Origin of the sequence: Marinobacter salarius, assembly GCF_032922745.1 — a bacterium.
In the GTDB taxonomy this organism is placed as follows: Bacteria; Pseudomonadota; Gammaproteobacteria; order Pseudomonadales; family Oleiphilaceae; genus Marinobacter.
This window is the reverse complement of the sequence record NZ_CP136693.1, coordinates 3,659,336-3,679,261: the sequence shown is the minus strand read 5'-3', so window position 1 is coordinate 3,679,261 and position 19,926 is coordinate 3,659,336. Positions and strand designations below refer to the sequence as shown.

The following is a 19,926-nucleotide window of genomic DNA, read 5'->3' as shown; positions in this document are numbered from 1 at the left end:
GCAGGCCTCTGACCATGCCACTTGTGTTGTTGGCTCTGGCCAGCCTCGTCGCCATGATGTTGTCGGTGGGTGTGGGCAGTGTCAGCGTGGCACCGGGAGATGTTGTCGCCGTCATTCTGGGTGAGGGCAGCAACCTGCAGCAAACCCTGGTGCTGGAATTGCGCCTGCCACGGACACTGTCCGCTTTCGCAACGGGCGGTTTGCTGGCCGTGGCCGGGGCTCTGATGCAGGTGCTGTTACGCAATCCGTTGGCGGACCCCTACGTTCTGGGGTTGTCTGGCGGTGCTGCCGTCGGGGCCTTGTTTGCGATGCTGGCGGGCCTGGGCGGTTTGATGATTTCGGGATCGGCTTTTGCCGGTGCGTTGTTGGCCACACTGATGGTGTTCGGTCTGGCCCATGGGACCGGAAGCTGGACGCCGTCGCGTTTGTTGCTCACCGGTGTGGTGGTCGCCGCAGGCTGGGGCGCGGTGATTACCCTGATGTTAGCGATCAGCCCGGCCCAGCGCTTGCCGGGAATGTTGTACTGGTTGATGGGCGATGTGTCCTACGCTAGAACGCCCTGGCCCGCACTGGCTTTCCTGGTGCTGGTGTGTCTTTTGGTGGTGCCCCTGGGGCGGAGCCTTAACGTACTGGCACGCGGTCCCATGCAGGCGGCAGCCCTTGGAGTGGCGGTGCGACCGCTGGAATGGACGATCTATATCCTTGCCAGCCTGCTCACGGCCACCGCGGTCACCATGGCTGGCAGTATTGGTTTTGTCGGCTTGGTGGTGCCCCACATGCTGCGGCTGGTCCTCGGTAATGACCAGCGCCTGATCCTCCCTGCCTGTGCATTGGGTGGCGGCACGCTGCTGGTGCTGGCGGATACCCTGGCACGGGTGGTGATTGCGCCCGAGCAGTTGCCGGTAGGTGTGATTACGGCCTTGCTGGGTGTACCCACCTTCCTTTACCTACTGTACCGGAGCCGCTGATGAATCCGTTGCAGGCTAGACAGTTGGTCATCGACATTCCCGGGCGGGGCGATGGGGAAGCGCTGAACTTTGCCGTGGAACCCGGGCAGATCTGGGGCGTTTTGGGGCCAAATGGTGCCGGCAAGACGACGCTCTTGCACACACTGGCGGGGTTGCGAGCACCACGTCACGGATCGGTTTGCCTGGGAGAGCATCCTTTGGCAGACCTGAAGCGCAGGACAATATCGCAACAACTGGGGATGGTTTTCCAGGAACGGCAGGACGGTTTTCCCGCGACGGTACTGGAAACGGCGCTGATCGGGCGCCACCCCTGGTTGTCACCCTGGCAGATGGAGTCCGGAGCCGATGAACGTCTTGCGAGAGGCGCTCTGGAACAGCTGGATGTGGGCCATCTCAGTGATCGGCTGGTGAACACACTCTCTGGCGGTGAACGCCAGAGAGTAGCTATTGCCACAGTGCTGACCCAGGCGCCTGATACCTGGCTTCTGGATGAACCCACCAACCATCTTGATCTGCACCATCAGGTGTCGGTACTCCAGTTACTGACCGAGCAGGCGCGTAGTGGGCGTTCGGTATTCATGTGTCTGCACGATCTAAATCTCGCAGCACGATGGTGTGACCATCTGCTGTTGCTGTACCCCAACGGCGAAGCGTGCTGGGGGCCTGCAGAACGAATGCTCGTGCCGGCCGCGCTTGAACGGCTTTATGATCAGGAACTTCTAACAGTGGACGTGGATGGTGCGCCGCTATTTGTCCCTGTTAAGTATTGAACGTAGGAGCTATATGAAAGCAACCGTACCAGCCGCAATGATTACCGCACCAGGTTCTGGCCAGGGGAAGTCCATGGTGACCGCAGCGCTGGCGAGATTGCATAGGAATGCCGGACGAAAGGTACGGGTGTTCAAGCACGGCCCGGATTACCTGGACCCGATGGTGCTGGAAGTCGCATCCGGACAGCCGGTGTACCAGTTACATCCGTGGATGACGGGCGAGGACGAGTGTCGCTGGCGTCTGATGGAAGCCGCGCAGGATGCCGACCTTATTCTGGTGGAAGGATCAATGGGATTGTTTGACGGTGACCCTTCCAGTGCGGACCTCGCCAAGCTGATGGGTATTCCCGCTCTGCCGGTCATTGATGCCCGCGGCATGGCTCAGACTTTTGGAGCGGTGGCTCTGGGATTATCAAAATTCGACTCCGCGCTTCCGGTTTATCAGGTGATTGCCAACCGCATCGGAAGTCCCCGACATGGGGCTATGCTGCGGGAGAGCCTGCCTGAAGGCATCAGTCTGCTAGGGGCCATTCCCCGAAACGAGGCCATGAGTCTTCCAAACCGGCATCTTGGGCTGGTTCAGGCCGGCGAGTTGGGCGATCTGGAGCAGCGTCTGGACGCCGCCGCTGACGTTCTTGCGGAAGCAGGGCTGGATGGCCTGCCGCTTCCCGTGACGTTGGAAGCTGAACCCCCGGAGTCCCCACCACCGTTGCTTGAGGGGGTTCGCATCGCCATTGCCCGGGACGCAGCGCTGAGTTTTATTTACCGCGCTAATCTGGACCTGTTGCAGGCGATGGGGGCAAAACTGTCTTTCTTCTCCCCGATGATAGATTCAGCATTGCCAGACGCCGACGCCCTCTGGTTACCAGGCGGGTACCCGGAACTTCATGGTGCCACTCTGGCCGGTAACCGTTCGATGTTGGAGGCGATTCGCAACCACTACAGCGCCGGTAAACCCATGCTGGCCGAGTGTGGCGGGTTAATGGCCTGTGTGGAGGAACTGGCGGACCACGACGGAGAGATCCACAACCTGCTCGGAATTATCCCCGGTCGCGTCAGTATGGCCGGCCGCCTGCAGGCGCTGGGTTTGCAGAGCCTGAATACCGAGCAGGGGCAGTTGCGGGGGCATACCTATCATCACTCGCGACTGGAAACTGACTGGCAACCCCTGGCCCGAACCCGCAAGGTTGCGGGCACCGAGGCTGAACCGGTGTATTGCCGGAAGGGGCTGGTGGCCAGCTATTTCCACGGCTATTTTCCCTCCGCCCCAGAACTGGTGGCCGGAATTTTTCGCGGGCAGGCCATTCGCCCGCTTATCGATAAGGAGCCTGACTATGCGTGAACGCGCCAAAGACCCCGAACGCCATGCCCGCCGCATGGACGCAAAGCAGAAGATCATGCAGGAGCGCATCGCCCGTGCCCAGAAAGAACAGGGTGTGCTGCTGGTGCTGACCGGCCCGGGTAAAGGCAAGAGCAGTTCCGGTTTTGGCATGGTGGCCCGGGCGCTCGGCCATGGCATGAAAGTGGGTATTGTCCAGTTCATCAAAGGCGCATTCAGCACCGGTGAAGAAGCGTTCTTCCGCGAATTGCCCAACGTGAGTTATCACGTGATGGGCCAGGGCTATACCTGGGATACCAAGAACCGGGAGCAGGACGTGGAGGCAGCCAATGCCGCCTGGGATGTGGCCGCCAACATGTTGAAAGACGACAGCTACGACCTGGTCCTGCTGGACGAACTCAACATCGCCCTGAAGTACGACTATATTGATCTCGACCGTGTTCTGGACGACCTCCAGGGCCGCCCGGAGATGCAGCATGTGGTAGTGACCGGTCGGTCGGCACCACAGGAACTGGTGGACCTGGCGGACACTGTCACGGAAATGGGCGTGGTGAAGCATGCCTTCAAGGACCAGGGTGTGAAAGCCCAGAAAGGTGTCGAGCTGTAACAGAGGCTGCTACCCATGACCACGTTGATGATACAGGGAACGACTTCCGATGCCGGCAAAACGACGGTCGTCGCCGCCCTGTGTCGGTGGCTGGCGCGGCAGGGTGTTTCCGTAGCGCCTTTCAAACCCCAGAACATGGCCCTGAACAGTGCGGTTACCGTCGACGGCGGTGAAATAGGCCGTTCCACGGCACTTCAGGCACTGGCCTGCGGGCTCGCCCCGCATAGCGATATGAATCCGGTGTTGCTCAAGCCCCAGAGTGACTGCGGTGCCCAGGTAATCCTGCGAGGCAAGGTTCACGGCAATATGAACGCTCTGCATTACCATGCCTACAAGGCCGAGGCGATGGCCTCTGTGATGGAGGCATGGCGAGCCCTGAGTGCCCGCTATGACGTGATCATTGCCGAAGGGGCCGGTAGCCCCGCCGAGATCAATTTGCGTGCGAATGATATTGCCAACATGGGCTTCGCCGAAGCGGCCGATTGCCCGGTGCTCCTCGTCGGCGATATTGACAAAGGTGGTGTATTCGCCCAACTGGTGGGCACGCTTGAACTCATCACCGAGAGCGAACGAGCGCGCACGAAAGGCTTCGTTATCAACCGTTTTCGGGGCGATATTGCCTTGTTGAAGCCAGGCCTGGATTGGCTGGCCGAACGCACTGATAAAGCCGTAGCTGGCGTATTGCCGTATCTGCATGGCTTGGTGATTGACGCAGAAGACAGCGTTGGCACCAGTGGCACCAATGAACCCGATGCACTGAATGTGATCGTCCCGGTGTTACCTCGCATCAGCAATCACAATGACTTTGACCCCCTTCGTCTGCACCCGGGCGTCAACCTCCAATTCATCGGCCCCGACCAGCGGATTCCCCCGGCTGACCTGATCCTGTTACCGGGCAGCAAAAGCACCCGGCATGATCTGCAATGGCTGAGATCCCAGGGCTGGCCTGAGGCTATTCAGAAACACCTCCGTTATGGCGGCAAGGTGTTAGGCATTTGCGGTGGCTTTCAGATGATGGGGCGGTCGGTATCCGACCCGGACGGCCTGGAAGGGGATGCCGGTACCACGCCTGGCCTTGAGTTGCTCAACATGACCACACGGATGGTTGCCGGCAAAACGCTGAAGGACGTTTCCGGAGAATTAACGCTTGGCAGTGGAAGGGCGGGGTTCACAGGTTATGAGATGCATAACGGTATTTCCTGTGGCCCCGCGCTTGAACGCCCCATGGCGACACTGAATGGACGGCCTGAAGGCGCAGTGAGTGAGGACGGTCAGATAATTGGAACCTATGTTCACGGCATTTTCGATCAGCCTGAAGCGACCCGTGAGATACTCGAATGGGCGGGCTTGGGAGCTCAGCATCAGGCCGTAGACTACAAGGCACATCGCCTGGAACAGCTGGATCGCCTGGCGGATCTCGTTGAGGAGTGTCTGGACACGGGGTTTCTGAAGCATCTGCTGGGACTCAATTGACGGTATTAGAGGCAAAGAATGACAGACGACAGAGCTCACCAGCCAAACCAGAATCGCCCCTTTAGTGACGAAGAAACGAGCGGGCTCTATCGTGCTATCCATGAACGCCGGGATGTGCGCTCGCAGTTTCTTCCTGATCCGATTCCCCCTGATGTCCTTGCCCGACTGCTCGACGCGGCCCACCACGCACCCTCCGTCGGTTTTATGCAGCCGTGGGACTTTCTCGTAATCGATAGCAAGTCAGTGCGCAGCGCAGTGCTTTCCATTTTCGAGGAAGAGAACCGGAAAGCCGCGGAAAATTATGAAGGCGAGCGCAATACACAGTATAAGAGTCTGAAGCTCCAGGGCATCCTGGAAAGCCCGATTAATCTATGCATCACCTGTGACCGAAGTCGCGGTGGTAGCCATGTGCTGGGGCGTAACTCGATCGTTGAAACGGATCTTTTCAGTACGTGCCTGGCGGTACAGAACTTTTGGCTGGCAGCAAGGGCTGAAGGGATCGGTGTGGGCTGGGTCAGTATTCTGGATCAGGAAAAGCTGGCGAAGACACTGAAGCTCCCCGAACACGTATACCCGTTGGCCTATCTGTGCCTTGGCTTTGTCAGCGAGTTTCTTGAACAGCCTGAACTACAGAAAAAGGGATGGCGCTCGCGGTTGCCTCTGGCTGATCTTGTGCATGGAAGCACCTGGGGTGAGTCGTTGACGGAACCGGCGTTAGAAGCAGAGATCAGGAAAGGTTAAAGTAGTGGTCAAGACGTTAGGTGAGGTTGCGGAATGAAAGTGGCTGATAAGGTGCGCTCGCCCTGTGTGAGTATTTGCGCCCTTGATGACAACGATATGTGTGTTGGGTGCCATCGCAGTGGTGATGAGATCACGCGATGGTCCCAGATGAGCAATGAAGAGCGCCAGGAGGTGCTGCGTAAAGTGGCCGAGCGTGAAAGCAAATTTTTGATCTAGGTCTTTGACCCCCGATATCAGGAAAGGCAGAAACTTTCATGACTGACACAGTTCGTATTGGTACTCCGCTGAAAGGAAATGCTTTCAGGGTTCTCTTCTGTGGCTCGGGAGAGCTGGGGAAGGAAGTTGTGATTGAACTCCAGCGCTTTGGTGTGGAAGTTATCGCAGTTGACCGTTACGCCAACGCCCCGGCCATGCAGGTGGCCCATCGGAGTCACGTTGTCGATATGCTCGATGGCGCTGCCTTGCGCAGCATTATTGAAGCGGAAAAGCCAAACCTCATCGTGCCGGAAATTGAGGCGATTGCCACGCCGGAGCTGGTGAAGCTCGAGCAGGAAGGCTATCGGGTGATTCCCACCGCAAGAGCCGTCAATCTCACCATGAACCGGGAAGGTATCCGTCGCCTGGCCGCCGAAGAACTCGGGCTTGCAACGTCACCCTATCGATTTGCCGAGTCGAAAGAGGAGTATCTTGCGGCCGTCGAAGCCATCGGAATGCCTCTGGTGGTGAAGCCCGTTATGAGTTCTTCAGGAAAAGGGCAGAGCACGGTCAAGTCCGCCGATGATATTGAGACCGCTTGGGATTATGCCCAGACCGGTGGTCGAGCCGGCAAGGGAAGGGTGATTGTCGAAGGGTTTGTGGATTTTGACTACGAAATTACCTTGCTGACCGTGAAGCACCGCGACGGTATTTCATTCTGTGATCCTATTGGGCACCATCAGGAAGACGGCGATTACCGTGAATCCTGGCAGCCGCAACCAATGAGTGACAAGGCGCTGGCCCGTTCCCGGGAAATCGCGGAAGCGGTTGCCAGCAATCTGGGTGGCTATGGTGTCTACGGTGTGGAATTGTTTGTGAAGGGCGATGACGTATGGTTTTCAGAAGTGTCGCCACGCCCTCACGACACGGGGTTGGTGACTCTGGTTTCCCAGGATCTGTCCGAGTTTGCCTTGCACGCCCGCGCCATCCTCGGGTTGCCGATACCGGCGATCCGTCAACAGGGCCCCTCAGCCTCCGCAGTGATATTGCCGGAGGGTGATTCGGATGCGGTTGCCTATACAGGGCTTGAAAAAGCGTTGGCTCAACCTGACATCTTTATCAGGCTCTTTGGGAAACCTGAACTGAAGGGGCGGCGGAGAATGGGGGTCGCGCTTGCGTCCGGTAGCTCGATTGACGAGGCCAGGGAGAAAGCAACCCAGGCTGCGGCCGCTGTGAAAACCGAGCTTTGACGATAAATCGTCAGGTTTCCTGAAAAAGTTATAACGAACCGTTGACAGTCGGAGTGAGCTCTGTAGAATACGCATCTCTTTCGAGGGGCACGCCACTGAGGCGGGCCAGAAATTGAAAGACAACCGTTTGAATTAATTGAAGATTTCGAGTTTCAAAATTCTTCAGAAAGCGGTTGACAAGGCAGCGATTCGATGTAGAATACGCCACCTTGATCGGGCAAGCCCCGAACGCTCTTTAAAAAGTTAACCAAGTAATTCGTGTGGGCGCTGGCCGAGGTATTTCGGATACGAAATATCAGGACAGTGACTCGTCGAAATTGAGTTTTGTCTTGAGCAAGAATAGAGAATCTTCGGATTCTTGTATGATTTAAACTGAAGAGTTTGATCATGGCTCAGATTGAACGCTGGCGGCAGGCTTAACACATGCAAGTCGAGCGGTAACAGGGGGAGCTTGCTCCCCGCTGACGAGCGGCGGACGGGTGAGTAATGCATAGGAAACTGCCCAGTAGTGGGGGATAGCCCGGGGAAACCCGGATTAATACCGCATACGCCCTTTGGGGGAAAGCAGGGGATCTTCGGACCTTGCGCTATTGGATGTGCCTATGTCGGATTAGCTAGTTGGTGGGGTAAGAGCCTACCAAGGCGACGATCCGTAGCTGGTCTGAGAGGATGATCAGCCACATCGGGACTGAGACACGGCCCGAACTCCTACGGGAGGCAGCAGTGGGGAATATTGGACAATGGGGGCAACCCTGATCCAGCCATGCCGCGTGTGTGAAGAAGGCTTTCGGGTTGTAAAGCACTTTCAGTGAGGAGGAAAACCTTACGACTAATACTCGTGAGGCTTGACGTTACTCACAGAAGAAGCACCGGCTAACTCCGTGCCAGCAGCCGCGGTAATACGGAGGGTGCAAGCGTTAATCGGAATTACTGGGCGTAAAGCGCGCGTAGGTGGTTTGATAAGCGAGATGTGAAAGCCCCGGGCTCAACCTGGGAACGGCATTTCGAACTGTCAGGCTAGAGTATGGTAGAGGAGTGTGGAATTTCCTGTGTAGCGGTGAAATGCGTAGATATAGGAAGGAACACCAGTGGCGAAGGCGGCACTCTGGACCAATACTGACACTGAGGTGCGAAAGCGTGGGGAGCAAACAGGATTAGATACCCTGGTAGTCCACGCTGTAAACGATGTCAACTAGCCGTTGGGACTCTTGAAGTCTTAGTGGCGCAGCTAACGCACTAAGTTGACCGCCTGGGGAGTACGGCCGCAAGGTTAAAACTCAAATGAATTGACGGGGGCCCGCACAAGCGGTGGAGCATGTGGTTTAATTCGACGCAACGCGAAGAACCTTACCTGGCCTTGACATGCAGAGAACTTTCCAGAGATGGATTGGTGCCTTCGGGAACTCTGACACAGGTGCTGCATGGCCGTCGTCAGCTCGTGTCGTGAGATGTTGGGTTAAGTCCCGTAACGAGCGCAACCCCTATCCCTAGTTGCTAGCAGTTCGGCTGAGAACTCTAGGGAGACTGCCGGTGACAAACCGGAGGAAGGTGGGGATGACGTCAGGTCATCATGGCCCTTACGGCCAGGGCTACACACGTGCTACAATGGTGCGTACAGAGGGCTGCAAACCCGCGAGGGGGAGCTAATCTCACAAAACGCATCGTAGTCCGGATCGGAGTCTGCAACTCGACTCCGTGAAGTCGGAATCGCTAGTAATCGCGAATCAGAATGTCGCGGTGAATACGTTCCCGGGCCTTGTACACACCGCCCGTCACACCATGGGAGTGGATTGCACCAGAAGTGGTTAGTCTAACCTTCGGGAGGACGATCACCACGGTGTGGTTCATGACTGGGGTGAAGTCGTAACAAGGTAGCCGTAGGGGAACCTGCGGCTGGATCACCTCCTTAAACGAAGCCGAATGCTTCGGTCAGAGTCCACACGAATTACTTGGTTAGCTTAAGAAGAGAGCAAAGGGTCTTACAGGCCCGTACTTTCGGGTCTGTAGCTCAGTTGGTTAGAGCGCACCCCTGATAAGGGTGAGGTCGGTGGTTCAAATCCACCCAGACCCACCAAAATTGCGTTATCCGTCGTTATCGAAAGGCTCACGTGCTATTCGCACGCTACACCTTCCGATGCCTAGGCTAACCCAATTTTCAGAGCATGCCTTGTAGTTTTGAGGCGGGCCGGTTGGGTAACCCGAAGTTAGTGACGAACGCGGATGCGCCGGACAGGTTTTGTCAATCTAGGCGCAGCTTGAGTAAGAGAAGGAGTGACCCTCGATGGGTCATGACTGAAGCGAACGAATGCTGCAACGACGAGTGACGAAAGCTGGACAAGCAGACGGGGCTGTAGCTCAGTTGGGAGAGCGCCTGCCTTGCACGCAGGAGGTCAGCGGTTCGATCCCGCTCAGCTCCACCAATACCTGGACAGATCGATGAATGCCTGGCTTCGGTCAGTGTACAGAAACAAGTTTTTCAGTTTTATGACTCGATTAAGGGTTGTGACTGAAGACCTTCTTTCTGATCACTGGGTCAGATTTGCTCTTTAACAAATTGGACGAGATAGAACACGAATTTATTTCTCTCATTATCTCCGAGAGGAATGGATTCAATGTGATAGCGATTTCAAGCGTTATCCGGTGTTGTCGTTGAAGTGGTTGTATATGACTTCGAGTGACTGTCTCTGAATCTCATCTCTGAATGAGAAGGTTGTGTTCACTTCGGTGGGTACGATGTTCTTGTTGGGTGTGAGGAACAGATCAGTTGTCTTGGGGTTATATAGTCAAGCAACTAAGCGCATACGGTGGATGCCTTGGCAGTCAGAGGCGATGAAAGACGTGGAAGCCTGCGATAAGGCTCGGGGAGCTGGCAAACAAGCTGTGATCCGGGCATCTCTGAATGGGGAAACCCACCGGTCTTCGGACCGGTACCGTACGGTGAATACATAGCCGTACGGGGCGAACTCGGGGAACTGAAACATCTAAGTACCCGAAGGAAAAGAAATCAACCGAGATTCCCTCAGTAGCGGCGAGCGAACGGGGACCAGCCCTTAAGCTGGACAACTGGTAGGAGAAGGCCCTGGAAAGAGCCGCCATAGTGGGTGATAGCCCCGTATCCGAAACCTGAGTCCAGTGAAATCGAGTAGGACGGGACACGAGACATCCTGTCTGAACATGGGGGGACCATCCTCCAAGGCTAAATACTCCTGACTGACCGATAGTGAACCAGTACCGTGAGGGAAAGGCGAAAAGAACCCCTGTGAGGGGAGTGAAATAGATCCTGAAACCGTATGCGTACAAGCAGTCGGAGCGGACTTGTTCCGTGACGGCGTACCTTTTGTATAATGGGTCAGCGACTTATGTTCAGTGGCGAGGTTAACCGTTTAGGGGAGCCGTAGGGAAACCGAGTCTGAATAGGGCGATTTAGTCGCTGGGCATAGACCCGAAACCGGGCGATCTATCCATGAGCAGGTTGAAGGTTGAGTAACATCAACTGGAGGACCGAACCCACTGTCGTTGAAAAGCCAGGGGATGACTTGTGGATCGGAGTGAAAGGCTAATCAAGCCCGGAGATAGCTGGTTCTCCCCGAAAGCTATTTAGGTAGCGCCTCGGACGAATACCACAGGGGGTAGAGCACTGTTTCGGCTAGGGGGTCATCCCGACTTACCAACCCGATGCAAACTCCGAATACCTGTGAGTACTATCCGGGAGACACACGGTGGGTGCTAACGTCCATCGTGAAGAGGGAAACAACCCAGACCGCCAGCTAAGGTCCCCAAATACCAGTTAAGTGGGAAACGATGTGGGAAGGCTCAGACAGCTAGGAGGTTGGCTTAGAAGCAGCCATCCTTTAAAGAAAGCGTAATAGCTCACTAGTCGAGTCGGCCTGCGCGGAAGATGTAACGGGGCTCAAACTGGTTACCGAAGCTGCGGCTGTGCACGCAAGTGCACGGGGTAGGGGAGCGTTCTGTAAGCCTGCGAAGGTGTGTCGAGAGGCATGCTGGAGGTATCAGAAGTGCGAATGCTGACATGAGTAACGACAATGGGGGTGAAAAACCCCCACGCCGGAAGACCAAGGTTTCCTGCGCAACGCTAATCGGCGCAGGGTGAGTCGGCCCCTAAGGTGAGACCGAAAGGTGTAATCGATGGGAAACGGGTTAATATTCCCGTACCTTGGATCACTGCGATGGAGAGACGGAGAAGGCTAGGTGAGCCGGGCGACGGTTGTCCCGGTTTAAGCGAGTAGGGAGTGGACTTAGGCAAATCCGGGTCCACAATCCCGAGACGCGACGACGACTGCCCTTTTAGGGCGGGAAGTCATTGATGCCCTGCTTCCAGGAAAATCTTCTAAGCTTCAGGTGATTCGAGACCGTACCCCAAACCGACACAGGTGGTCAGGTAGAGAATACCAAGGCGCTTGAGAGAACTCGGGTAAAGGAACTAGGCAAAATGGTGCCGTAACTTCGGGAGAAGGCACGCCGGTGGTATGTGACGCCCTTCGCGGGTTGAGCAGAAGCCGGTCGAAGATACCAGGCCCCTGCGACTGTTTATTAAAAACACAGCACTGTGCAAACACGAAAGTGGACGTATACGGTGTGACGCCTGCCCGGTGCCGGAAGGTTAATTGATGGGGTTAGCGCTTGCGCGAAGCTCTTGATCGAAGCCCCGGTAAACGGCGGCCGTAACTATAACGGTCCTAAGGTAGCGAAATTCCTTGTCGGGTAAGTTCCGACCTGCACGAATGGCGTAACGATGGGGGCGCTGTCTCTACCCGAGACTCAGTGAAATTGAAATCGCCGTGAAGATGCGGTGTATCCGCGGCTAGACGGAAAGACCCCGTGAACCTTTACTATAGCTTCACAGTGAACTTTGAGCATGTTTGTGTAGGATAGCTGGGAGGCTTTGAAACCAGGACGCCAGTTCTGGTGGAGCCAACCTTGAAATACCAGCCTGACCTGTTTGAGGTTCTAACTTGGTCCCCTGATCGGGGATGAGGACACTGTGTGGTGGGTAGTTTGACTGGGGCGGTCTCCTCCCAAAGCGTAACGGAGGAGCACAAAGGTGGGCTAAGCACGGTCGGACATCGTGCGGTTAGTGTAATGGCACAAGCCCGCTTAACTGCGAGACAGACACGTCGAGCAGGTACGAAAGTAGGTCATAGTGATCCGGTGGTTCTGTATGGAAGGGCCATCGCTCAACGGATAAAAGGTACTCCGGGGATAACAGGCTGATACCGCCCAAGAGTTCACATCGACGGCGGTGTTTGGCACCTCGATGTCGGCTCATCACATCCTGGGGCTGAAGCCGGTCCCAAGGGTATGGCTGTTCGCCATTTAAAGTGGTACGCGAGCTGGGTTTAGAACGTCGTGAGACAGTTCGGTCCCTATCTGCCGTGGACGTTGGAGATTTGAGGAAAGCTGCTCCTAGTACGAGAGGACCGGAGTGGACGAACCGCTGGTGTTCGGGTTGTGTCGCCAGACGCATTGCCCGGTAGCTATGTTCGGATAGGATAACCGCTGAAAGCATCTAAGCGGGAAGCCCCTTCCAAGATGAGATCTCCCTGGACCCTTGAGGTCCCTGAAGAGCCGTTCAAGACCAGGACGTTGATAGGTCGGGTGTGTAAGCGCTGCGAGGCGTTGAGCTAACCGATACTAATTGCTCGTGCGGCTTGACTATATAACACCCAAGACAATTGCGGATGACGCAAGAGCCATCGCGCTCAACAGAAATCAACATCACATCGTTCTACCTCGTCCACCCAGTGATCAACCGTTTTGCCTGACGACCATAGCGGTCTGGAACCACCTGATCCCATCCCGAACTCAGCCGTGAAACAGACCAGCGCCGATGGTAGTGTGGCTTCTGCCCATGTGAGAGTAGGTCATCGTCAGGCTCTTAATACCAAAAACCCCCGCGGCTTCGCCGACGGGGGTTTTTTATTGCCTGCTCACTTCCTCGAGTTCAACCAGGCTACCTACGATTTCCTGCATAACGGCCAATTGCTCGTTCAGGCTTTCAAGCACCATCGACAGATCTCTCAACTCCAGTCCAAAGAAGAGAACGATCCCTGAAAGGACAGCAATACCGCCGAGCGCCAGCCACTTAAGCCGGTTGCGCTGCCTATCGAGGCCTTCCTGGTGCATAGCCTCCAATAACGCAACAGTCTTGCGCAGGTGCCTGAGTTCGTCGTGGGTTTCCTCATAGGCGATCTCCAGGGTGGCGAGCCGTCCTGTCAGCCGTCTTGTGTAGCTTTGTTCAATGGGTTCGCCAGTGTTGTTTTCGATTGGCGACAGACTAGGCAAGGTGGAGGCATCAGACAGGATAGCCTCGATAGTGGTAAGGAGTTGTTCACGATCAACCTGTTTGCCAATCACACCAGCGGCACCACGGGCCCTGGCATCCTGACGATAACGCTCCGCGCTTTGCGATGTATACATGAAAACCGGGATGTGCCGTAACTCAGAGTCTGCCTTGATTACGTCCAGGGCTTCCAAGCCGTTCATCCCGGGCAAGAGGTGATCCAGAAAGACCAGATCGAATGTCTGTTCACGTAGCTGTGCGAGGCCCTCTTCCGCGCTGGCGACGCCTTTTGTCGTCAGGTCGGCGCGTTCCAGTAGGCGGGCCAGGATGATGCGTGCGGTCGATGAATCATCGACGATTAATGCGTGACCTCGAGCCATTGATTCCCTTCCTGAAGTATTGGCTGTGTTCCATCATGGCAGCCAGATCTCGAATACGCCACCGCGCAGGTGGCCATCATTGTGCAGCTTGATATATCCGTGGCGGTCACCATTGCTATGAAGCTGGGCAACCGATGATGCGAAGAACAGCCCAAGGCTGGTGCTTCCACTGTTGAAGTTCAGCGATTTGAAGCTGGGAGTTCCATTGTGTTGCATGTTTTCCGGGTATCCGTCGCCGTTGTCTTCGACGCCAATGACCAGAAACCCATCATGCATCGTCGCCGTCAGCTTGATCATACTCTTGGTGTACCGGATGGCGTTGTTGATGGTGTTATTGAGTACACCGGTCAGCAGGTCCTCATCGAAGAAACCGTTGATTTCATCGCATTCAATGGCCAGTTTGATACCCATGCCCTCAAGAAGCGGCGTATGACGGGCCATTTGCTGGGCGAGGAAGTCCGGAACGAAGTGTTCCTCGACGTGTGCGGACAGATTGTTTTCGCCAAGCCTGTAAATGCCCAGCAACTGCACCAGATCGTTGTGCATGCGTTCGGCTTCATACTGCAGGGTATTGAAACGCGGAGAGTCGCCGATGGTGTCTGCCTGCTCCTGGCGGAGCTCGTCCAGGGAGTTCAGCAACATGCCCAGGGAATTCTTCATGTCGTGGACGGCAGAGGCCAAAACCATTGAAAAGTCGATGCTCTGTGCATCCCGGGAGTGGGTCAACTCATCATGATCATTGGTGGTCATGGCATCATTCCTTCCAGTTTCTTGCGCAAAGAGATCAGACGTCGGTGTTGGCGATGTTGTTCTGGCAGACCAGCGAGCCTTTCCAGGCATCTCTCACAGCGCTTCAAAAGCTCGCGATCACCTGCTGTGTCCTGATATTGCTTCATCAACACCTGTACCAGGTTCAAATTGAGAGCCGCGTGGGAGGGCACAATATCCAGTGCCCGATTGAATGTGGCAACGGCATCATCCAGATTGCCTGCCTCGAAGGCCTTGATACCGTCACGATTCAGCGACCGGGCCTGTAGTTTCTGTCGGAAGCCCACGGGCTCATCGAGTAAACTCTCGATTTTCTGCAATAGTGGAGAGTTGTCGCTGCAGCGGATGGCAAGCGCGCTGAGCAGGTTCTTGGCGTCGTTTTCCCGACCCAGACGGAACAGTGTCTTGGCGTAGTCAAGGCAGGTTTCGGGGGCCATCAGCTCAGGATCGAGTTCGTCCGCAATGCTGTCTAGAGCATTTTGGGCCTCATTTATTCGGTCCTGGCCGGCATGAATCCGGGACTCGACAATTCGGCTCCTTAGCTTGACGTCCTCCTCCCCGGCAAACCGCTTTTCCATGCGCCGGAGTATTGCCAGAGCTTCGTCCGCATGGGTAACACCCTCATTCGACGACTCTCCTTCACTGAGGTCAGACAGTGACTGACCCAATGCGAGATAGTGTTCGGAGTTATCGTGTACCGAGTAGGTGCCAAGGCTAACGGTCTGTCGCCAGGCGTTGCACGCTGTCGGTATATCCTGATTGGATGAGGCCAGTATGGCCAGGTGCTTGTGCCGTAGCAGGGCGTTGGGGGAGTGCTCTGCCGCCGTCTCAAGAATTTGCTGAGCCTGAATGGGCCGGCCCTGTTTTTCGAGAGCTTCGGAAAGAAGGTCATACGCTTCCATGTAATCTGGATGTTCGGACACCAACTCTTTCAGGGTTGCCGCCGCGTCTTCGTAATTCTGGTTGGCAATCAGTATCTTGCCACGACCAAGCCTTGCCCAGGACAAATCGCGCTGGCTCAGTACATCGTCATGGATTTTCAGGGCATGGCTGAAGTCTCCAACCTGGTAATAGAGGTCGGCCAGCGTTTTCATAAGCCAGGTCTTGTAGCGGGGTTGCGAGGGTAGCGTCTGCAGGCAGAGAGAAATGGCTTCGGGGAAGTTTTCCCGATCGATCTCCCGGTTGATGGGAAGCAGGGCATTGCGTTGTGCGATAAGGCTGCCCAGTCGCTTTTCAAGCATGGCACGGTTGATAGGCTTGGTGAGGTAGCCGTCAGGTTGGTATTCCCGGGCGCCCATCACCATCTCCTTGGAGGTTTCGGCGGTCACCATCAGAAACAGCGAAGAGCGTTTCAGGAGTTTCTTGTACCGGAGCTCCTCGAGTATATGCTGGCCGTTCTTGCCCTCACCCAGGTTGTAGTCGCAAAGCACCACGTCTACGTGGTTATAGGCACAATATTGGACGGCAGCGAGTGCGTTGGCGACTGACTCGATCTTGTCGGCGCCGCAATTCCGCAAGATTTGCCGCATGGACAATCGAAAATTCTCAAAGTCGTCGACGATCAGGTAACTGAGTTTCCCGAAGCTGGCGCCGATGGCATTGCTAGTCGGTTTGGTCATGGCCGTTTCTGTTTCAGCAACTTGTTAACCAGTGCTCGTAATGCGGCTGGCTTTACCGGTTTATAAAGGATCTGGTATCCCCTGCTGATTGCATCCTCCCTGACGTCCGGAGCCATATAGCCGGTAATGAGTATGCCGGGTATATCATTGCTGATCTCGTCCCTCAATGAATCCATGGCATCGAGCCCATTCCGGTTTTCGTCCAATTGGTAGTCGGCCAATATGATGTCCGGTTTCGTACCGTTCAGCTTGTCCCGAGCATCCTCCAGGCTTTCGGCTGTTGTCACGTCACAGTGCCAGTTGTCCAGCAAGGCGCTCATGCCGTGAAGGATAGCAGGATCATTGTCGATACAGACGACGTGAAGGCCCCCCAGGCTCGATACACGCCGCGACGCAGGTGCAGATTTTGTGGTGTTCTGATCACTGTGTTCGGCCGGCGCAACTGGCACGGTGATGCTGAATACGCTGCCGAGTCCCTGAATCGACTGCACGTTCACCGGGTGATTAAGCATGCCACAGATGCGGTCGACAATCGCGAGCCCCAGACCAAGGCCTTTTTTGTCCCGGCCCTGCTGAAAACGACGGAATTCCTCGAAGATGTGAGTAAGCTGGTCTTCTGGAATACCCGGCCCGGTATCCCATACCTCGATGCGGATATACCCTTTCAGGCGCCGACAGCCCAGTAGAATTTTCCCGCTCGGGGTGTAACGAATGGCGTTGGAAAGAAAGTTTTGGATAACGCGCCGCAGCAGTTTCGAGTCTGACCGCACCCAGGCGCTGCTGGGGACGACATGAAGATCCAGGCCCTGGTCTTTTGCGATGGCAGAGAAGTCGGTTGCCAGGTGCCGCATGATCTCGTTGACCGGAAACACACCGATATCCGGTTCCAGTGCACCGGCGTCCAGCTTTGAGATGTCCAATAGGGTGCTGATGATTTCTTCAGCGGCGCCTAGAGAGCTGTCAATGTGGTCCACCAGTTCGGTCATTTCAGGGTCCCTGGCCTTGCCAGCGAGTGCGGAGGTAAACAGGCGTGCGGCGTTCAGCGGTTGTAGAAGGTCGTGACTGGCGGAAGCCAGGAAACGGGTCTTGCTCTGGTTGGCTTGTTCGGCAACGGATTTGGCTTTGAGCATCTGCTCGTTGATCACCTGGAGTTCCTGGGTGCGTTCTTTGACTCTCTGTTCCAGATAGATGTTGGTTTCTTTCAGTGCCTGTTCTGTCCGCCGCATGGCGGTGATGTCCTGGAAAGTAGTCACATAACCACCGCCGGGAATCGGGCTACCGTCAATCCTCAGTACCGTGCCATCGGGACGCTGCCTTTCGTAGGACATGGGTCGACCTTCCCGCATGCTGGTGCATCGATCAGCAATGATGTCGTCGATGCGTCTGGCCGGGAGATTGGCACTGGTAAGATTGTACCGCATGAGGTCTTCCACCGGCCTGCCAACGCGAACGAAGCCAGTGGGGTAGCTGAACTGTTCAAGGTAGCGGTGATTCCACACGACCAGCTGTTGTTGGTGGTTGACTACAGAAACGCCCAGGCTGATGTTCTCAATAGCAGACTGCAGTAGCTCTCGGCTGAAGGTCATGGCCTGAGAGGCTTCGTCGACGATGCTGACGACATCCTCGATCTGCATGTCCCGCCCGGTAAGTGTGGATTCCAACACCACACGTGCTGTGGACGCCCCGATAACCGACGCCAGTTGGCGTTCGATGAACTTCATCAGGTGTGATGAGGCGGGCCTGTGAGGGTGTAGCCGTATGGCGTTGCGCCGTTCGTAATTGCGAAAAATGGCTTCGGCTCGCTCTTCCCCCATGAACCGGTCTGCGATGGCCTGCAGGTCTGAGGTCATGATTTCGCCTTGCCAACTCTGTTGTTGAGGTGTTTCTGCTCTCGGCTGCGGATCATGGAAAAATGAGGCAATCTGAATTTTCTCCCGCACTCGTTGGCGGGTGAGCATGGAGAGTACGATGTAGGTAATCGAATTTATTCCCAGGCTCCAGATAATACCGTGACTGGTTTGATCGAACTCGGAGCCGAAGAGGGCGGTCGGCCGCGTCCAGTTAATACCCCAGAGTCCCTGTTCAATGAAGGTATTACTCAGCCAGCCAGTCGATGCCAGGGCAGGAAGCAGTAGCGTATAGCACCACATCAGGAAACCAAGCCCCAGCCCCCAGACCGCGCCGGTGTGATTGCCTTTGCGCCAGAGAATGCCACCGACCAGCGCTGGGCCGAATTGTGCCGCCGCGGCGAAAGACAGCAGTCCGAAAGCGGTCAGACTGTAGTCCTCACCTGCCATGCGGTAGAACCCGTAGGCTGTGAACAGAACCACGAATATGGCAACTCGACGAATGCTGAGCAGCAGGTAGCTGAGGTCGGTACGTTTGTTCATACGTGGCCGGAAGAACTTCAACAACGCCGGCATGATGATTTCGTTGCTCACCATAGTGGCAATGGCAACAGAGCAGACAATGACCATTGCCGCAGCCGCAGAACCGCCTCCCAGGAACGCCAGAATGGCCAGCCATTGCTCGCCAGCGAGGATCGGTAGGTTAAGGATCAGAATATCCGGGTCGGATGCACTGGCTTCCGGGGATAGCAAGCCTGCGGCCGCAATAGGCAGGACAAAGGCGCTGGCGATAATCAGGTAAATCGGCATTGCCCAGCGGGCTGTTTCAAAATCCCGGTGGTCGGTGTTTTCCACCACCATCACATGAAATTGTCGGGGTAGGCAGATGATTGCGAGCATGGCCACCAGCGTCTGAGTGATAAAAGCCGGTGCTTCAACGCTGTCAGTGGTCAGGGTGCCAACAAGTCCTGCGCTGCGGACGTTGCTCCAGAGATCGCCGAAACCGCCATAAAGACCATAGATAACGAACAGGCCAACGGCCACGAAGGCCACGAGCTTTATCAATGATTCGAAGGCTACCGCCTGTATCATGCCCCGGTGATGTTCGGTTGATTCGAGGTGTCGGGTGCCGAACAGGACCGTAAATACCGCGAGGACCAGAGTGATGTACCAGGCTGAGTCGTTCCACGCAGCGGTACTGAGCTCATTGGGCTCCACGCCGGTGTCCGACAGGACGCTAAAGCCCATGGAGATGGCTTTGAGTTGCAAGGCAATATAGGGAACGCTGCCGATTAACGCAAAGATTGCCACCATTGCAGCGAGTGACTGGGATTTGCCGTAGCGGGACGCAATGAAGTCAGCGATGGAGGTGGTGTTGTTGCGTTTGCTGATGAAGATAATACGACGCAACAGGGGAGCACCAAAGACAAAAACGAGCAATGGGCCGAGATAGATTGGTAAAAAGCCCAGCCCCTCCTGAGTTGCCCGGCCTACGGCACCATAAAACGTCCAGGAGGTGAAGTAGACCGCGAGTGACAGGGCATAGATATGGGTACGTGCCAGTCGGCGACGGTAGAGACCAGGATGCTTGTCGCCGGCCCAGGCAATAATAAAAAGAATCGAAATGTAGGTGATGGAGATTAAAACCAGCAACCAGGCACTAATCAT

12 protein-coding genes, 2 tRNA genes and 3 rRNA genes are annotated in these 19,926 nt (G+C 55.8%); 13 read left to right on the top strand and 4 right to left on the bottom strand.

Annotated elements, in window-relative coordinates; genetic code table 11:
• Positions 1 to 14 precede the first annotated feature (14 nt).
• The 13 genes from R1T46_RS17120 (at position 15) to rrf (ending at position 13,237) form a co-directional block, all read left to right on the top strand.
• Positions 15 to 968 carry a FecCD family ABC transporter permease gene (locus R1T46_RS17120; RefSeq protein ID WP_300498503.1) on the top strand — a complete coding sequence of 318 codons (954 nt, stop codon included), beginning with the start codon at positions 15 to 17 and terminating at the stop codon, positions 966 to 968.
• Entirely contained in the window at positions 968 to 1,738 is a 771-nt protein-coding gene (locus R1T46_RS17115) for an ABC transporter ATP-binding protein (protein WP_085681135.1), read from the top strand. The genes R1T46_RS17120 and R1T46_RS17115 overlap by 1 nt, the downstream gene beginning before the upstream one ends.
• Before the next feature lie 13 nt (positions 1,739 to 1,751).
• Positions 1,752 to 3,080: a cobyrinate a,c-diamide synthase gene (locus R1T46_RS17110; protein WP_228210901.1), complete on the top strand. Its 1,329-nt coding sequence runs from the start codon at positions 1,752 to 1,754 to the stop codon at positions 3,078 to 3,080.
• Positions 3,073 to 3,684 carry a cob(I)yrinic acid a,c-diamide adenosyltransferase gene (cobO, locus tag R1T46_RS17105; RefSeq protein ID WP_007154796.1) on the top strand — a complete coding sequence of 204 codons (612 nt, stop codon included), beginning with the start codon at positions 3,073 to 3,075 and terminating at the stop codon, positions 3,682 to 3,684. The genes R1T46_RS17110 and cobO overlap by 8 nt, the downstream gene beginning before the upstream one ends.
• A 15-nt stretch (positions 3,685 to 3,699) precedes the next feature.
• Complete coding sequence (locus R1T46_RS17100) at positions 3,700 to 5,157, top strand: cobyric acid synthase (RefSeq protein ID WP_317306291.1); 1,458 nt, start codon at positions 3,700 to 3,702, stop codon at positions 5,155 to 5,157.
• A gap of 18 nt (positions 5,158 to 5,175) precedes the next feature.
• Positions 5,176 to 5,898 (top strand): 5,6-dimethylbenzimidazole synthase, encoded by a 723-nt coding sequence (gene bluB, locus R1T46_RS17095; RefSeq protein WP_317306290.1) that lies wholly within the window; start codon positions 5,176 to 5,178, stop codon positions 5,896 to 5,898.
• Between the two features lie 33 nt (positions 5,899 to 5,931).
• Complete coding sequence (locus R1T46_RS17090) at positions 5,932 to 6,114, top strand: DUF1289 domain-containing protein (RefSeq protein ID WP_007154793.1); 183 nt, start codon at positions 5,932 to 5,934, stop codon at positions 6,112 to 6,114.
• Between the two features lie 38 nt (positions 6,115 to 6,152).
• Complete coding sequence (gene purT, locus R1T46_RS17085) at positions 6,153 to 7,343, top strand: formate-dependent phosphoribosylglycinamide formyltransferase (protein ID WP_036206548.1); 1,191 nt, start codon at positions 6,153 to 6,155, stop codon at positions 7,341 to 7,343.
• Positions 7,344 to 7,712: 369 nt separating this feature from the next.
• Positions 7,713 to 9,252 (top strand): 16S ribosomal RNA (locus R1T46_RS17080).
• Positions 9,253 to 9,340: 88 nt separating this feature from the next.
• A tRNA-Ile gene (locus tag R1T46_RS17075) sits at positions 9,341 to 9,417 on the top strand.
• Between the two features lie 270 nt (positions 9,418 to 9,687).
• A tRNA-Ala gene (locus tag R1T46_RS17070) sits at positions 9,688 to 9,763 on the top strand.
• Positions 9,764 to 10,124: 361 nt separating this feature from the next.
• Positions 10,125 to 13,020 (top strand): 23S ribosomal RNA (locus R1T46_RS17065).
• A gap of 101 nt (positions 13,021 to 13,121) precedes the next feature.
• Positions 13,122 to 13,237, top strand: a 5S ribosomal RNA gene (gene rrf, locus R1T46_RS17060).
• The 16S, 23S and 5S rRNA genes sit together here with 2 tRNA genes alongside, the layout of an rRNA operon.
• A gap of 43 nt (positions 13,238 to 13,280) precedes the next feature.
• Here rrf and R1T46_RS17055 read toward each other — a convergent pair.
• From R1T46_RS17055 to R1T46_RS17040, 4 genes are read right to left on the bottom strand one after another with little or no spacing between them, the layout of a single operon-like run.
• Positions 13,281 to 14,024: a response regulator gene (locus R1T46_RS17055; RefSeq protein ID WP_317306288.1), complete on the bottom strand. Its 744-nt coding sequence runs from the start codon at positions 14,022 to 14,024 to the stop codon at positions 13,281 to 13,283.
• Between the two features lie 33 nt (positions 14,025 to 14,057).
• A complete protein-coding gene (locus tag R1T46_RS17050) occupies positions 14,058 to 14,774 on the bottom strand; it encodes a HAMP domain-containing sensor histidine kinase (RefSeq protein ID WP_317306287.1) in 717 nt (238 codons plus the stop codon).
• Positions 14,771 to 16,411 carry a tetratricopeptide repeat protein gene (locus R1T46_RS17045; protein WP_317306286.1) on the bottom strand — a complete coding sequence of 547 codons (1,641 nt, stop codon included), beginning with the start codon at positions 16,409 to 16,411 and terminating at the stop codon, positions 14,771 to 14,773. Before R1T46_RS17045 ends, R1T46_RS17050 begins: the two co-directional genes overlap by 4 nt.
• On the bottom strand, positions 16,408 to 19,926 hold the full coding sequence (locus R1T46_RS17040) for a PAS domain-containing hybrid sensor histidine kinase/response regulator (RefSeq protein ID WP_317306285.1): 3,519 nt from the start codon (positions 19,924 to 19,926) through the stop codon (positions 16,408 to 16,410). Before R1T46_RS17040 ends, R1T46_RS17045 begins: the two co-directional genes overlap by 4 nt.

Bases quoted from the DNA above. Each gene is read 5' to 3' on its own strand.
- bluB (WP_317306290.1), top strand. From the start codon at position 5,176: ATGACAGACGACAGAGCTCACCAGCCAAACCAGAATCGCCCCTTTAGT.
- R1T46_RS17090 (WP_007154793.1), top strand. From the start codon at position 5,932: ATGAAAGTGGCTGATAAGGTGCGCTCGCCCTGTGTGAGTATTTGCGCC.
- R1T46_RS17040 (WP_317306285.1), bottom strand. From the start codon at position 19,926: ATGATTAGTGCCTGGTTGCTGGTTTTAATCTCCATCACCTACATTTCG.
- R1T46_RS17100 (WP_317306291.1), top strand. From the start codon at position 3,700: ATGACCACGTTGATGATACAGGGAACGACTTCCGATGCCGGCAAAACG.
- R1T46_RS17055 (WP_317306288.1), bottom strand. From the start codon at position 14,024: ATGGCTCGAGGTCACGCATTAATCGTCGATGATTCATCGACCGCACGC.
- cobO (WP_007154796.1), top strand. From the start codon at position 3,073: ATGCGTGAACGCGCCAAAGACCCCGAACGCCATGCCCGCCGCATGGAC.
- R1T46_RS17110 (WP_228210901.1), top strand. From the start codon at position 1,752: ATGAAAGCAACCGTACCAGCCGCAATGATTACCGCACCAGGTTCTGGC.
- R1T46_RS17045 (WP_317306286.1), bottom strand. From the start codon at position 16,411: ATGACCAAACCGACTAGCAATGCCATCGGCGCCAGCTTCGGGAAACTC.
- R1T46_RS17115 (WP_085681135.1), top strand. From the start codon at position 968: ATGAATCCGTTGCAGGCTAGACAGTTGGTCATCGACATTCCCGGGCGG.
- R1T46_RS17050 (WP_317306287.1), bottom strand. From the start codon at position 14,774: ATGACCACCAATGATCATGATGAGTTGACCCACTCCCGGGATGCACAG.
- purT (WP_036206548.1), top strand. From the start codon at position 6,153: ATGACTGACACAGTTCGTATTGGTACTCCGCTGAAAGGAAATGCTTTC.
- R1T46_RS17120 (WP_300498503.1), top strand. From the start codon at position 15: ATGCCACTTGTGTTGTTGGCTCTGGCCAGCCTCGTCGCCATGATGTTG.